Here is a 15,546-nt window from a genome sequence, read left to right on the forward strand (position 1 = left end):
GCTCACGTTGGGCAAGCAATGGTATCCTTCCCCTTGTCAACAGATTTGCACTGCTTTACCACCGCGTTTGCGTTGCTCCACCGTCCCCGCACAGAACCGCCCATGCTGTTGCGCCGCCGATTGCGGCCCACGGCAGCTTCCAATAGGCATTCCTTCCATTCTCATAACTGACGGCATGGCGGCCTTCGGGCTGCCCGAGAGCGGTGTATGGCAACATACAGTAGCCTTATGGGGAAAGGCCCCGCAGTAATCATCGTCCCTAACCGGAGTTCCAGAGGCAATCGGCGTTGTTGTTGGATGCCATGAGAGAGAGAGCAAGAGAATCACGAGGCCAACAACAATGCAGGACGCGACGGCCACCATTGCCCATTGTGTACGCGATGGCCATTGCCGCCCCGAATGGCGTCTCTAGTTCTGTGGAGCGTGATGGATAGAGGCCTCTATCCGCTGGCGGTGTTCCGCGCAGCACGCAATCCACGGCTGACGTTGTGTTCGGCATGAAGCGGTTTGCAGCCACCCACCCAACGCCCGGGTTGCAAACCAAACAATGGGAAGCAGAGCAGCCGCCAGTGACCTAAGCACCACAATTACTTTTTTACTATCGAACCGCCCAGGGAACGGAGTGCATTATCTCCGGTTTCTGGGCGGTTGTTTTTTTGCCACCTCTGCCAAGGTTGCACAGGAGCCTGCCCGGCTCCGTTGGTCGGGGCATTGTAACACTTCCAACGCCCTGGAGTCTTTATCTTCGGCCTGCAATACTCTACTCATTACGTTGCCCTTTTGCACCGCGCTATGCTTGGGCAACAGAGTATTGCCGGTTGATGATTGCTCGGCACTGTTCGGAAAGGCATGGTTCCCCTTTCCCGTTGGCTGCTTTGCCGTTATCAACCAGCCCCCCCAACCAACTTGTGGCATGATGTGGATTGCGCAACCACCTGCCACGCTGCCTATCCATTCAACCAATGGCCAGACCTCCGATGGAACCAAACCACGGAGAGGGGACGCAGTCGCGGCGTGACATTCACGACCAAGCGTTGTTCGCCCGTTTTTGCGGTGGAGATCAAGGTGCGTTTCGGGAACTCTATTCCCGATACGAACGCCAGCTGTTGCTCTACTGCCAATACCTGTTAGGGGACGCGGACGACGCGCAAGAAGTCTTCCAAGAGACATGGCTGCGTGTGCTGAACGTTTCAAGAAAAGGGGAAGATGTGGAGCATTTCCGCGCCTTGCTGCTGAAGATTGCCCGCAACACGGCGCTGAAGCATCTGGGGCGGCGGAAAAACCAAAACCAGCATATCCCCCTCAGCATTTTTGATCCCGAAGGGGAGCGTCTATCCGGCAGTCCCGAAGGCTACAACGAGCTTGATGAGCTTGTCACCAAGGCGTTGAGTAAACTTCCGGTTGCCCAGCGTGAGGCCTTTGTGCTGCATGCGATGCTGGGATACACATTCCATGAAATTGCCGAGATGCAAAACTGCACGATGACCGGAGCCAAAACCCGTGCGTTCCGTGCCCGTGCGCATCTTCGCAAACTCCTTTCCAGCTGGTTGGCGTTGTCGGAAGATGATTCCATCCCCAGCGATTCGGAATTGGAAGAAACCATAACCCGATAAAGACTCGAAACCCCGATTTATCAATCAACGGCTACGATGAACACGGCTGATCTTATCACATCGTTCTTCAACAATGAGCTTAACGCCGACCAGGAACGCCAGTTCCTTCTTTCGGTGGCCGCAAGCGATTCCATGCGGCTTGGGCTAAAGTCTCATGTCATGCTCGATAAAATCCTGGCCGATAACGCCAGCGAGCTTCATATCTCCGACTCGGTCCGCAACACCATCTTCGCCGAAGCCGAAGCGGTGCTTGCCAGCAACGGAGCAAGCAGCGGCGGGGGGAGCGCGATTGCAGGAAAAACCGGGGGAGCATCCTGGTTCCAAGCGATGCGCGGGGTCTTCTCCGCAAAACTTGCTGCTGGCGGAATGGCCGTGGCCCTTGCCGGGTTTGGGCTTGGCTACGCCACCCATTCCCAGCTTGCCGACCCGTCGGAAGCCACTTCGCCGGTGCAGTCAACGCTTTCAGTCCCCACCACTCTGCGGGATCAATCGTCTGCTGCGCCGGTATCTTCTGTGTCACCTTCAACATCCTCCATTGCTGCGCCTGCCGAATCGGAACGCGCCGACGCAGCCAAGCCAACGCTCCGCCGCCCCGTTGTTGGGAAACGGAGCCAGCGGGTCAACTCCATTCTGCCAGCCAAGCAGCAGCTATCCGAGCCGACCTCACCTCAGCTGCCGGAAGTCCCGGCACTGAAAGAAGGGGGGCAACTGCTGCCGGCCACAACCGACACGCTGAATAACCAAACGTCGGTGACCAGCTACGACGGCTTGCAAAACCCGATCCCATCGGCGAATGTTCGGGTGAACCAACGGAAGCCGAACCGCGATTCCAGCAACCCAAAACAGCAAGAGCAAACCACAACACCATGACCGAATGGCAGGCGTTCCGGCTTGGTCAGCAAGGCCGCCGCTGGGACAGGCTGTTCATCGTCGTGGGTGTGTTGCTGTGTGTGGCGTTGGATGCTGCGGCGCAGCCCGCCGAACCAAAAGACTATCAATCGTCGGTGGGGGATTCCTCCCTCCGGCGATTTCGTTTTGGTGTGGCTGCCGGTCCGCAAGTTTTGCTGTACGATCCGTTGGACGTGTATCGAACCGGAGAAGGCTGCGGAACCTTCGTTGGCGATGTGGTCCGCACCGCCGGCCGCCTCTATCTGGAAACCCCGACCGATTCCCTTGAACAATTCTGGCTTACCTCCGCGCTGGTCGTCCGCGACCTTTCGGCCCGCATGAACGCCACCCCCGTTGCCTACCCCGTTCGCAAGCCTGGGGGAGGGGAGACAGAGGTGGTGAAACAGGACCGAATGGAGATGAACTTGCTGAGCGTTGGCGCGCAAATCGGCCTGCTGTGGGAGGTTGCTCCAAACTGGCGCGTGGGGGGCGCGCCAACCATCGCATGGCTAAGCAGCAGCGGGCAAACGCAAACCGAGCATATCATCGAACCGCTTGGCTATGTCTTCTCCGAAACCAATGGCGAAACCCGCCCGGTTGCGGGGAACAGGGTGGGGGTGAACCCGTTTCAGTTCGATTTCTCCCTGTGGGGAAGTGCCCGATTCCCGATAGGGTCCCACTTGGCGTTGCAGCCAGAGCTTGGGGTGACGTTCCCGCTGGTTTCCTACAGCCGTGATGTTCAATGGAAGAGCATTGCCCTAACCGCCGGGATTGGCATCACCTACGAACTGCTGGTGAAACGGGAGCTTCCGCCACCGCTTCCCCCCATTGCCGATCCTGATCCGCCACAGCCACCGCGTCAACCAGTTGCCACCGGCGCGCAGCCCTATTTGCAAGCCACCATCGCCGCCCGCGGGATTGATGCCGAGGGGAAGGAGTACGAAAATCCGATCATCGAGGTGGAGGAAGCCCTTTGGTCGGAAAGCATTCCGATCTTGCCATACGTCTTTTTCGATAGCGGTTCGGCAGCGATTCCCGGGCGGTACCGGATGCTGAATGGACGTGAGGCTGCGGCGGCATTTTCGGCCGACTCGTTGATTGGTGTCACGGCGTTAAGCCTGCATCAGCAGGTGCTGAACGTTGTTGGGCAGCGGTTGCAGCAAAACCCTGGGGTGAACCTTTCGGTGGTGGGCACACGCTCGGGTGATGAATCCGCCAACCCCACCGACCAGCTAAGCCGCCAACGTGCACTTGCCGTGCGGCGGTATCTAACAACCGTTTGGGGGATTGATTCGGCGCGGATTGCCTACACCGCTGCGCCGCGCCCGGCTTCCCCTTCCAGCGAGGAAACGGCGGAAGGGCGGCAGGAAAACCGCCGCGCCGAACTTGTGTTCAGTGATGAAGCCTTAAACGCCCCCGTGGTGATTCGCCGGATGGCGCGGGTTGCCACCCCTCCGGCGGTCTTCTTCTATCCTGAATTCATCAGCGACAGCTCCATTGCCCAGTGGACCATCACCGTCAGGCAAGGGAGCAAAGTGCTGCTGCGGTTCGATGGCGACACGGCAACTGGGATGATGCAGCAGCGGAAGCTCTGGTCCTTGTCGGATCTTCGGCTTACCCGCGATTTCACCCCAATCACCTACCACCTTTCCGCCCGTGACGTAACCGGGCAGGTGGCCGAAGCCGAAGGGAAGTTCCAGGTTGCCGAGCGGCGCAGAAGTCGGGAAGAAGGGCAGACGGAGGTGAAGGAATTCAATATCGTTGGGTTCAATTTTAACCAGGCCGAACTGCTTCCCCGGCACTACTCGCAGTTGCAGGAGATTGCGCGCCAAATTGGCCCGGGCGCGCAAATCCAGGTTGATGGCTACACCGACCTTATTGGCGACCCCGACCGCAACAGCCGCTTGGCAACCCAACGCGCCGATAACGTTCGCGACGCGTTGAACGGGATGATTGTGCGCGGCAACGCGCCCCGCCCTTCCGCCATTGCCTCGGTTGGCCACCTCCCCGCCGAGCACCCCTACGACGACTCCCTCCCCGAAGGAAGAATGCTAAGCCGCATGGTCCGATTAACCATAAGCTGGCAGATGAGTGGGGGGGAATAAAGGGCATTGCTCCCGATAGTCGTTCGATAAATTCCCAAATGTTCGCGGGCCGAAACAGCAGCAATGGCTGTGTGTTCTTCATTTCGCATATTCGGGCGGTCTCCCTCTGTGCGAACACATCAAGAACATACCGCAACCCAACGATTGATCCTCACGCTGCCGCATCTGTTCCGGCTGCTGCTACTGGTCCTTGCTGGCATTGCCTTGCCGGCGATTGCCCATGGGCAAACGGATTTTTGGCTCCATCGCGCAATTGCCGAGCGGGGGCTTACCAGCAGCAACACCCAGGTGGCGTTGGATGCTTGGGGGAACACCCACGCGGTGTGGGGATCGAACGACCAGGACCGGTCCGGCGTCCAGCTTTTTTACTCCAGCGATGCCACCGGAACCTTCAGCCAACCGCTCCAGTTCACCGATGCGTCCAACGGCGTGGTGTTCGACTCGGCAGCGATTTCCACTTCTCCGTTCCAGTTCCGGCTGGATAACAATGGCGCGGTCCATGCCGCTTTTATCGCCAACCGGCTGAACCACCTCTACCTGTTTTATACCACCAATCGCAACCCTTCAACCGGAAAGCCCGGGCGGTTCCCCGCTGCCGATTCTTTGGCCGAAGTTACCCGCTACGGCTTGGCCGTTGACTCCGCCGGCGTGGCCCATATCGTCTGGGTTGAGGAGTTCCCGGCACGCTACGACATCCGCTACCATTCCTCGCTGGATCCCCCCGCGGTCAACACGCTGATTGCCAGCGTCCCTTGCGCTTGCCGCGTGGGGGACCCTTCGGTCAGCGTTGGGAGCAACGGGGTGGAAGTGGTGTTCCGCGCCGACAGCGGATCGCTCTACTATCTGCGCAAGCCGCCAACAGGGTCGTTCGGGGCGATCACGCTTCTCCCAACGCCACAGTACGACCGCACACGCTTCGCCAGCGGCACGGGTGACCTTCGTGTGGCTTCGGCGGTGGACGCATCGGGCACGCTCCATATCCTGCAACCTCACTTCGACGCGACCGCGGGCCACCGCTTGCTCTATCTTGATAACGCCTCCGGCAGTTTCAACTCCTTCTTTCTCACCAGAAAATCCGACACCTCGGCCCGCACGTTTGCGCTTGCATCCGATCATCAGCGCGAGCAGCTTGGCGCGGTCTGGACGCAGCATCCTTCCCTGACCGCTGGCGGCAGCACTGCCGTGCAGATGCTTGCGCGAACCTCTCCTTCGGCTTGGTCCGCGGTTGGCACGCCAACGAATCTGAATGCTGTTTCGGTCGGCTCCTATCCGTTCCGTTTCTCAACCTCATCAATCTTTTTGCGGGATGGGCGGATGGTGGTTGGCGGGCTTCATGGTTCCGACAGCATCCGCTGGAATCCAGCATTCTACGACCGGGCCTCCATTGCCCCAACCATCAGCTATCTGCTCCCCGATGCCGCGGCCCCGGGGATGAACGTGGTGGTGGAAACCTACGCCCCCTACCGCCAACAAGGGAGCTTTGGCCAGGATGGATTCCAGCCCGGCACGGCGGAGCTTCAGTTGCTGAACCCGCAGGATAGCAGCCGCGTGATTGTTGGCCCAACGGTGATTAGTTGGAACGGGCGGCTTGCCTCAACCATGCTGTTTCTGAAAGCTGGCGCAGCGGTTGGTGCGGTCCCGGTGCGGATGCGGGTTGGCGCAGCGTTCAGCAATGTGGATACTTTTTTTGTGGTGAAACCGCAGCAGCTTGGCGGACCTTCCGGACAACTTTCCGGCGGGGGAGTTCTTGGCTCGGGGGGGATGTTTGGCGCGGCGCGTTCGCGGCGTGGGGTGCTGGTTGTGGACTCGCTGATCCTGCTTGGCGGCGCGTTCACTGTTGACACCAGCGACACGGACCCGGCAACCCCGGGCAATCAAGGCTTCCTTCCGGTGACGATTCTGTCGCGTGGAAGGGTAAGCATTGCTGCGTCGGCAACGCTCTCGGTTTCGGCTCCCAATCCCGTCTCGGGTGTTCCTTCTGGCGTTGCCGGACCCGGCGGCGGTGGTGGTGGATCGGGAGGGCAGATCGGTGGGGGATCGGGCTACACCGGCGGCGGCGGTGCTGGCGCATACTTGCTGACAAATGGGGATGGTGAATCGCCTGGAAGCGGCGGAAACCGCTCCGGATTCTGGAGCGGCGGAAGCTCGTTGAACGGCACTCCAGGCGGCGCAACGTATCCGAACGCCACCTCGGGCGGGGGAACGGGCCACCCGTTTGGCGCGTCGGCATGGTACGGGCGTATCAGCCGGAAGGAGACAGTCGAAAAAAATATTGGTGGATATGGCGGCGGTGCTGGCGGCGCGCTCCCCCTTTCCACCGGTGACCTTTCGTGGGGTGGCGGCGGCGGCGCGTTCGGAACGCCTGGCGGGGATGGCGATAACTTCGGGAAAGATAGCAGCGGCGGCTACGTTGTTGGGTCCTCACCGTTGGTTCCAATCGCGGGGGGAAGCGGCGGCGGCGCGGCGTTTGCGCCCCCAACCAACACCGCCAACGGTGGCGGCGGCGGCGGCGCGTTGTTGCTGGTCTCGTTCGGGTCGCTCAATCTTGCTGGGCGCATTGCTGCCAACGGTGCGGATGGCGTTGGGAATCAAGGATTGCTTGGTGCCAGCGGTGGCGGCGGCGGTGCTGGCGGCGCGATTCTGTTGGCCGCAAAAAGGGATATCAGTTTGCCCGGGCTGGCTCCGTTATCGGCGCGTGGCGGGCAAGGGGGGATTGGAGCAACCGGGGGGAACAACGGCGGCAACGGTGGCGAGGGCCGCATCAGAATTGATGGACGAACAGCGCAAAACCCCGGCATCACCCCAACCCCAGCCTACCGTGGCCCGGCATTGATTGGAAGCGGTGGGGTGCAATCGCTGCCGGGCCAAAAGGTGACGGGGAGCGGAATGCCCGGGGCCACCATCCATCTGTTTTCCCGCTCGGAATCAACCCCGTGGAATTACTCAGGACCGCTGGTGGCCACCGTCGGGAGCGACAGTTTGTGGAGCGTCACTCTTGGGAATGATCTCAACCCCGGCCCGCTGTTTCTTGTGGCGATGCAGCGCGTTGCCAACGCAAGCCGTGAGGAATTCCGGATGGAGCCGGAGTGGGTGATGTCGCCGGCGGCGGGGGGCATTGCCGGGCGCGCAGCGGTTGCGCCGCTTCCCGACACGGTTGATGTTGGCTGCATCCGTTTCGACAGCTGCGGTACGTACAGCATCCCCATCAAAAACATCGGCGATTACAGCGACCTTCTGATCCGCGACGCCTGGATTACTGGCGACACAGTGTTTACCGTGGCTGGGCGCGATGGAGTGATCCTTGCCGGGGCAACCGGAAGCATCCGGGTCCGCTTCTGCCCCGATAGCAGCAAGGCCTTTTCCGCCACACTCACGATTCTCACCAACGCCACCCCCGACACGCTCCGGACGATTGTGCTGCGGGGTTGCGGATTGTCGGGAATCCTGACTTCTACCGAAGCCACAATGCAGCTGGGTCAACGCTGCCCCGGCGTGTGCGTGGACACCACCATCACTTTCCGGAACGTTGGAAACGCCGCGCTGGAAATGGAGCAAATCGTTGGCGATAGCATCCGCATGACCGTGGAAGTCTTGTCCGGCATCAGCTTCCCAAAACGGCTGGAGCCGGGGGATTCCGTCACCGTTCGGTTGCGCCTGTGCCTGCGCCGGATTGACGTGAACGGCTCGCGCATTTACGCACTCAGCAATGCCATCGAGCCGATCTACTCCGAACTGATTGTTTACGCCATCAACGCCGGCCCGGCCCCGATTGTGCCCGATGTTGTTGACTTCGGCAACGTCACGCTTCCGGCAACGGACCCTTGCATCACCCGCTCCTTCACGGTGAAAAATCAAAGCGCGATTTCTCCATTACGGGTGGTGATCGGGCAGGTGAGTTCGCCAGCGTTCACCCTGATTTCCCCCGCCACCCGCGACACCACAATCCCGCCGGAAGGGAGCGTTGAGCTTATCGGGAAATTCTGCTCCAACCAAGTCGGGACCTTCCGCGACACGCTGCGGTTCTCCTTCAGCTCCGGCGGCTGCACGCTTGATACGGCGGTGGAGTGGATTGGGACGGCTTCCTTCGTCCGCCCGCAGCCGAACGTGATTCGCCCGCTGATTGGCGACACGCTTCGGTTCCCGGCTTCCATCATCGGCATTGATCGCTACGTGGATTCGGTGATTATCCTGAACACCGGAAACGCCACCGCACGCATCCGCCCGCCGGCGCTAATCCGGGATGCCGGAACCGGAGTGGCGGAACTGGAGATAGACAACGTCACCCAGCCAATCTTCCCGTACGACCTTGAGCCAAACCAGAGCGTCGCAATCCGGCTGAACTTTGCGCCCACCGCCGCAGGGGAAAAGAAGGCGTTCCTTCTGCTGCAAGATTCCAACGGCTGGAGCGATACCGTGGTGGTGGTTGGGCGGGGAATTGCCTCCAGCATCCGGCTAACCCCCGCGCTGCTCGATTTTGGCGACGTGCGCGTTGGCTCCGTCTCTGATGAAAACATGGCGGAGGTGACGAACATGGGGGATGCCGTTGAAGAAGTGAAACGGGTGGTGCGTTCTGGCGACACCAGCGCAATCGTCCGCGCGGCGATTGCACCGGTTCCTCCGGTGGAGTTGCTGCCGGCCCAGGGGAATTCCCTGAAGCTGAGCTACCGGTTTGCTCCCGTTGCCGAACGTGAGTACGAGGCGTTCGACACGGTGGTGTTTGCTGCGCGAACGTCGCTTCGGCTGCGGGGGCGTGGGGTGCTGGAACACGCCGCTGCGGACCGCGACACGGTGGATTTTGGATGCCAGTTTGCCGGATCGCCGGTGGATTCCGCGAACGCCATCGTGATCCGCAACACCGGAACGTATCCCCTAACGGTGGATAGCCTTGCTGTGGTGGAAGGGGGGGAGTGGTTCCAGATCGTGGGGGGAAGCGCGGCAACGATACCCCCCCAGGGAACGGCTGCGTTCGCCCTTCGATACAGCCCACACACCGGACAGGCTTCCGGCAAAGTGCGGCTGTTCAGCTCGGCAGCGGAAGTGGTGGAAGTGCAGTTGCTTGGCGACCTCTGCGCCGATACTCGGCAGCTTTCCATCGCCGTTGCGGAAACTTCGGGGGCGATTGGGGAGACGGCAAACATCACCATCAGCGTGGAGCTTAGCCAGCCGCTTGACCGCAGCCTTCCGGTCAGCATGACGCTTGCCTACAGCGACGACATCATCACGCCGTTGTGGGATAGCGGGCCAATTCAGCAAGGGACGATTCCTGGCGTGGCGGTCAGCAGCGGAGGGGAAGGGGTGATGAAGATCAGCGGAGAGATACCGGCAATGACGGCCACCGGAACGCTGCTGAAAATGCCGGTGCGGGTGCTGTTGGGGGCCACGTGGTTCAGCCCGCTGCGGCTTACCAACGTTGCGGTGAAAGCCGCCGGGATTGGCCTGCACACCACCAACGCCCGACTGCTGGTGTTGGATTGCGACACCACTGGCGGCATCATCTTCCAGGGGAACTACGCGCTTAGCCAGAACACCCCGAACCCTTTCAATCCAACCACAACAATCCGCTATGAAATCGCCCGCCAGGATCGCGTGCGGCTTACGCTGTACGGCCCGATGGGGAACCAAGTGGCCACCCTATTGGATGAAGTCCAGCAGAAAGGGACCTACGAGTATCACCTGAATGCCAAAGGCCTTCCCAGCGGCGTTTACACCTACCAGCTGCAAAGCGGTCCCTTCCGGAAAACGCGGCGGATGGTGGTGATGGAATAGCCCGGGGGATCAATGCCGGAAATGCCGCATCCCGGTCAGCATCATGGCGATGTTGTTGTTGTTGGCGGCATCAATCACCTCCTGATCCCGCACCGATCCTCCAGGCTGGATCACTGCGGTTGCCCCGGCCTGGACCGCCTCCAGCAATCCATCGGCAAAGGGGAAGAAGGCATCGCTGGCAACGGCGCAGCCGCGCAGGTCCAGCCCTGCGTTTTGGGCTTTCCGCGCCGCCGTAATCGCGCTGTCCACCCGCGACATCTGCCCTGCACCAATCCCCAGCGTTCGGTTCGGGGCGGCGTAAACAATCGCGTTCGATTTCACGTGCTTGGCAACGCGCCAGGCGTACATCATCGCTTGCGTTTCCGCTTCGGTGGGCTGGCGTTCGGTAACGGTGCGGAGCGCGTCGTCCTGGACCAACGCGTTGTCGCGGCTTTGCGCAAGCAGCCCTCCGGCAACGGTGCGAAGCTCGGGCGCTGCGCTGTTAAGTTCGGCGGACAAGGCTTGGTAATCGGCGGCTATCAGCCGGCGGTCCTTCTTTTTGCGAAGCCGTTCCAGCACCTCTTCTGGATACTCCGGCGCAATCACTACCTCCGTGAAAATCTCATTGATTGCCAGCGCGGCATCCATATCCAGCGGGCGATTCACCGCAACAATCCCGCCAAAGGCTGATGTTGTGTCGGTGGAGTAAGCGTTCTGCCATGCTTCCAGAATGGTTGCCCCGCTTCCCACGCCGCACGGGTTGTTGTGCTTCACAATCACCACGGTTGGCTCCTCGAACTCCATCACCAATTTCGCCGCTGCGTCAATGTCCAGGATGTTGTTGTAGCTCAGTTCTTTTCCGTGCAGCTGCTGGAAGATGGTGTGGAAGCCTCCGTACAGGGCCGCGGTTTGGTGGGGGTTCTCGCCGTAGCGAAGCGTTTGCGCAAGGGGAAGCCCAAGCGTTTGCGGCGTTTGCTGGTTTGTGGCGGCGGCGGGGGAGGCGGTTTGGCTGAAATATCCGGCGATCATGGCATCGTAGCGGGCGGTGTGTTGGAACGCTTCGTGGGCAAGCTCCAGCCGGGTTGCGTCGCTTAAGGCCATTCCGCTGTTGGTGAGTTCTTCGATAATCGGGCCGTACCGCTCCGGGTTGACGATGATTCCGGTGAAGCGATAATTTTTTGCCGAAGCCCGCACCATTGCCGGCCCACCGATATCAATCTGCTCGATAATCTCATCGTGGGTTGCCCCAGGGGTGCTGGCCGTCCGCTCGAACGGGTAAAGGTTAATCACCACAAGGTCAATGGATTGGATTCCGTGCTGCTCCATTGCGGCGCGGTGGGTGGGGTCGTCCAGCCGTGCAAGCAGCCCGCCATGGACCATCGGGTGAAGCGTCTTCACGCGGCCATCCATGATTTCGGGAAACCCTGTGATCTCGCTGACATCCTTCACAGCAATCCCTGCCTCGCGAATTGTTCGCGCCGTTCCTCCGGTGCTGAGAAGCTCCACCCCAAGCTGTGATAACTGGGCGGCAAGTTCAACAATTCCGGTTTTGTCCGAGACGCTAAGAAGTGCGCGAGCGATGGTCTGCATGAAGTGGTTCTGTTGCTGAAAATGTTGGCATTGAGAAGCGGGCAAATATACTTGGCAACGGGCGAAGCGGCGTTCCGGCCAGACGTAAAGGCGTGCAACGTTCCGGCAACGGAACCCCGCGCCAGAAAACAGAACGACCGCAGAGCGAAGGGTGTCTCTGCGGTCGTGCGGTTTGGGGTTCGCTGGTTTTTGTGGTTAAGGGGGTGAGGCTGAGTAATGGCCGCTGCCTTCGCGCCCCCCTGCTTCACCCTGGCGGGCGAAGCGTCCCCCCAATGCTGGGGGGAAGAGGGTTTTAGAAAGATTGATTGTTCGCTGTTGCCCGGGGCATTGCTGCCGGTCCCTCTCCCAGCATTGGGTAGCGGCCCCGACCTCCGTCGGGATTGATAACAGGTCTTTAGTCTGCCGAAGACTGAAGATGACACCGAAGGCTAAAGACCTTCGGCTACCGCTCCCCGCAAGGCGGTGCTGGGTCATCGTTACCGCAATGCAACCAATGGAGTTTGCTCAACTTCCGGTTCGCGGTAGCGCAAAAATCCCGACGGATCCACCTGTTCGCCGTCAACAAGAATTTCATAATGGAGGTGCGCTCCGGTTGCCGCGCCGGTTGCGCCCACCCGTGCGATTACCTTGCCCCGCATCACCGTATCCCCGACCGCCACAATCAGTTTGGAGGCGTGGGCGTAGCGGGTGACGTAGCCGAACCCGTGGTCAATTTCAATGGTGTTGCCGTAGCCGTTCCGCCACCCGGCAAAGGTGACAATCCCGCCGTTGGCCGCAAGAATCTCGGTCCCGTGAGGCGCGGCGATGTCAATTCCGGTGTGCATTTTTTCGACCCCTTTAATCGGGTGAACGCGCATTCCGTAGGGGGAGGTGTAGCGGCCATCGCAGGGGATCATCAGCGGAAGTTGGTTGTTCATCCGGCGATGCTCGCCCACCAGAACCAGCATCTCATACAGTGCCTGTTGGTAGGTGATAACCTTCCGCAGCAGCGTCACCGAATCGGAGGTTGGCGCGGGGGCGGGGGATTGGGTAAGGCGGATGATCCCTTGGATTTCTTCCTCAAGCTCCATCATCCGCTGGCTTGCACGCACCCCAACCGGCTCGGGAATGGATTGCGCGATTGTGCGAATGCTTGCCGAAAATTGCTCGGTTGCCAGCACTGCCGAATTGCCGAACGAAGCCTTCCCCCAAAATCCTGCCGAAGCAAATGCAGTGGAGAAGTGCGACACCAGCAACACCAAGCTGCAAACGAACAAAGCAAATGATAGCAGTAACGTATCCCTACGTAATCTCATGCGGTCTGTGTGATTGTTGGTCCGTGTTGCACTCCGGCTTGTGGCATTCTGCCCTTGCCCGAAATGCTGGACCTTGCGGTAGAAAAAAAAGCGGTGGCGGAGATAGCCGCCCTGCGTTGAATGCGGTGCGAAGAAAGGGCATCCGGCGGGCTTGGCCAATTAATTTTCCGTCATTTTTCTAGTATGACAGGACTGTAATCGAAACGGAGCGGTGGGAAGCAAGTCCGGCATCCCAAAAACCTTGCAAAATCAAGGATTCAGGGCCTTGCACCGGTGTGCAAATGAAGAGGGTAAGCCATGGTTTATGAAAACGTAACGAAGGGGAAAACCAGCCGAATCTTCTGCCCGCACGCTTCGGGGAAGGGGGGAAGCGGGAGAGAGGTTCTTTCCAAGCGGTGGCTGCGCGAAGGGATTCCGCAAGGTGCACCGCCGCAAGGGAAAGGGGGTGCACCAGCTTTATAGAGGGGGTAGCAAGCCCTGCAATCTCCCCAGCAATCCGGCAGTTTTTTAGCAACCTCTGCGGCACGCCGCCAAACGGCCAAGAAAAACTGCGCAGCCCCCAATTATTCCCTTGCCATCCCTTGTAACGCGCAATAACTTAGCCCCCGTTGTTACCCCCGTATCTGCTTCGGTAATAACCTCAGCATCGGTAGCATTTCGTGCTTCTCCCGTGCTACCCCTTCTGAATTTCCAAATAAGATAACAGCATAACCAATAACTGTGTGAGGAGAATCGCAATGTTGAGACCACAAATTCCTACACTACGTGCAGCATCAAGAATCATAGTATTACTGATGCTCATCGGATCTGCCACTACGGTGCAACTGCAGGCAATCAATCCCTGCTGGGAGGAAGTTAAACACCTAGAACTTGTACAACCCTATCCAGTATATGTTGATACTTGTTTAGTAAATCAAGGTACGCAATGGATCTTTTCACTGTATGCTAAACAAGACTTTGAATTTGTATTCCGTGTTGCTACTCGAGTGAATTCAACCCCACTAATTCCAAATGATTCTACCATAGAGATTACCTGGAATGATATTAGTACAGAATATTCGGCAATACGTTCAATGTTATCAGATATAGAAAATAAATTTGGCAGTTTTTATATGAGAAGAAAATATCCTTCAGATACTAGCGTTGTGTTAGCTAATGTGTATTTAGTTCGATTTTCCAATTATGTCAAAATAGATTCTGTCCTTAATACTGTTCTGAATGCCAACGTTTTTGCTGAGGTTCGTTATGAGCTTGTTGATGCTACGTTAGATGTACCAAACGATCGAGGTCTATTACCATTAGAGCCTGATCTCAGCCTTCGTATAGAAAATCCACCAGCAAGTAATGAGAATGATTTTTGGAAGAATTATTCTCGCAAAGTAGATGCCCGGTCAGGAACCTACATCTACCGCCTTAGCGCGGCAGGGCGCGAGCTATCACGCACGATGCAGGTCGTTCATTAATTACACAACATCAGGCCAGCCTTGTTCAAGGCTGGCCTGATGCTTTTTTTTTCAGGGAGAAATGAGCAATGAATAGAGGACAATTAACACTGGCACTCTTCTGCTATTTCTGTTGTTGTACTGCGATTACTGCCCAACAGCCAACATTATTGTGGGGGCGAGGGGCTCATGCTTTTTCTATTACTGGAGTATCCTATAGCTCAGATGGCTCAGAACTGTATTGCGTGAGTAGTGTTAGCCGTGCCATATTTCGTCATGATGCTCAGAGTGGGTTGTTGAAAGGAATACTCCATGATGATGAGATGGTGATAGGATTTGATCCTGGTTTAGTGGATTTCTCTGGAGATGGAAGATATGTAGCCTATACAACAATACGAGGAGAGGTAGTTTGGAGAGAAATGCCTTCAGGACGGTTGCTGTACCGATTTTCTGATCCTCAGAAATTCATTGGAATAAATGTGCGTTGCTCTCAAAATGGACAATACCTTGCGACATTAAATTCTGATTCGACAATAAAAGTTTGGGATACTAAAACAGGGAAGGAGTACTATACCTATAAGTTGAAAACGTCCGCATATGCTGATTTTTCAATAACATCTAATGGGCAATATTTAGCAGTTGAAAAGCCTCTGACGGTGATTATTATGGATATGGTTGCTGATACTGTTAAATGGCAAGCAGATCTTCGTGAATTTCATTTTGCTGGGGAACACCCATTTTTGCAATTCAGCCCTGACAATCAAAGTCTAATGGTTAATTTTGATCATAACAGTTTAATGTATAAAGTTGATGATGGAAGAATTATATGGAAACGCTCGGAGGTAGGCTTAGGTATAGGAAGACCTCG

At 58.0% G+C, this 15,546-nt stretch carries 8 protein-coding genes; 6 read left to right on the forward strand and 2 right to left on the reverse strand.

Translation table 11 applies throughout. From position 1 onward, the window contains the following. The first annotated feature begins 962 nt into the window (after positions 1-962). The 4 genes from IPM61_12905 to IPM61_12920 all read left to right on the forward strand — a co-directional run bounded on the left by IPM61_12905 (position 963) and on the right by IPM61_12920 (position 10,372). Positions 963-1,613, forward strand: coding sequence for an RNA polymerase sigma factor (locus tag IPM61_12905; protein MBK8912215.1), 651 nt, complete (start codon positions 963-965; stop codon positions 1,611-1,613). A gap of 36 nt (positions 1,614-1,649) precedes the next feature. Then, on the forward strand, positions 1,650-2,483 hold the full coding sequence (locus IPM61_12910) for a hypothetical protein (GenBank protein ID MBK8912216.1): 834 nt from the start codon (positions 1,650-1,652) through the stop codon (positions 2,481-2,483). Next, positions 2,480-4,606, forward strand: a complete 2,127-nt coding sequence (locus IPM61_12915; protein MBK8912217.1) for an OmpA family protein — start codon at positions 2,480-2,482, stop codon at positions 4,604-4,606. Before IPM61_12910 ends, IPM61_12915 begins: the two co-directional genes overlap by 4 nt. Before the next feature lie 144 nt (positions 4,607-4,750). Beyond that, positions 4,751-10,372, forward strand: coding sequence for a choice-of-anchor D domain-containing protein (locus tag IPM61_12920; protein MBK8912218.1), 5,622 nt, complete (start codon positions 4,751-4,753; stop codon positions 10,370-10,372). A 9-nt stretch (positions 10,373-10,381) separates the two neighbouring features. Here the strand turns inward: IPM61_12920 and purH are convergent, their stop codons facing one another. Continuing rightward, the gene (gene purH, locus IPM61_12925) at positions 10,382-11,941 is read right to left on the reverse strand and encodes a bifunctional phosphoribosylaminoimidazolecarboxamide formyltransferase/IMP cyclohydrolase (protein MBK8912219.1); all 1,560 of its coding nucleotides are present in this window, start codon (positions 11,939-11,941) and stop codon (positions 10,382-10,384) included. A 476-nt stretch (positions 11,942-12,417) separates the two neighbouring features. Beyond that, on the reverse strand, positions 12,418-13,236 hold the full coding sequence (locus IPM61_12930; GenBank protein ID MBK8912220.1) for a M23 family metallopeptidase: 819 nt from the start codon (positions 13,234-13,236) through the stop codon (positions 12,418-12,420). A gap of 297 nt (positions 13,237-13,533) precedes the next feature. Here IPM61_12930 and IPM61_12935 point away from each other — a divergent pair, with 297 nt between their 5' ends. Together IPM61_12935 and IPM61_12940 are read left to right on the forward strand one after the other, a co-directional pair. After that, entirely contained in the window at positions 13,534-13,698 is a 165-nt protein-coding gene (locus tag IPM61_12935; GenBank protein ID MBK8912221.1) for a hypothetical protein, read from the forward strand. Between the two features lie 278 nt (positions 13,699-13,976). Further along, positions 13,977-14,699, forward strand: coding sequence for a hypothetical protein (locus IPM61_12940; GenBank protein ID MBK8912222.1), 723 nt, complete (start codon positions 13,977-13,979; stop codon positions 14,697-14,699). The last annotated feature ends 847 nt before the right edge of the window (positions 14,700-15,546 follow it).

Source organism: Chlorobiota bacterium (assembly GCA_016710285.1).
In the GTDB taxonomy this organism is placed as follows: Bacteria; Bacteroidota; Ignavibacteria; order OLB7; family OLB7; genus OLB7.

Excerpts from the sequence above, each read along its gene's own strand:
- purH (MBK8912219.1), bottom strand. The coding sequence starts at position 11,941 with ATGCAGACCATCGCTCGCGCACTTCTTAGCGTCTCGGACAAAACCGGA.
- IPM61_12930 (MBK8912220.1), bottom strand. The coding sequence starts at position 13,236 with ATGAGATTACGTAGGGATACGTTACTGCTATCATTTGCTTTGTTCGTT.
- IPM61_12915 (MBK8912217.1), top strand. The coding sequence starts at position 2,480 with ATGACCGAATGGCAGGCGTTCCGGCTTGGTCAGCAAGGCCGCCGCTGG.
- IPM61_12935 (MBK8912221.1), top strand. The coding sequence starts at position 13,534 with ATGGTTTATGAAAACGTAACGAAGGGGAAAACCAGCCGAATCTTCTGC.
- IPM61_12905 (MBK8912215.1), top strand. The coding sequence starts at position 963 with ATGGCCAGACCTCCGATGGAACCAAACCACGGAGAGGGGACGCAGTCG.
- IPM61_12910 (MBK8912216.1), top strand. The coding sequence starts at position 1,650 with ATGAACACGGCTGATCTTATCACATCGTTCTTCAACAATGAGCTTAAC.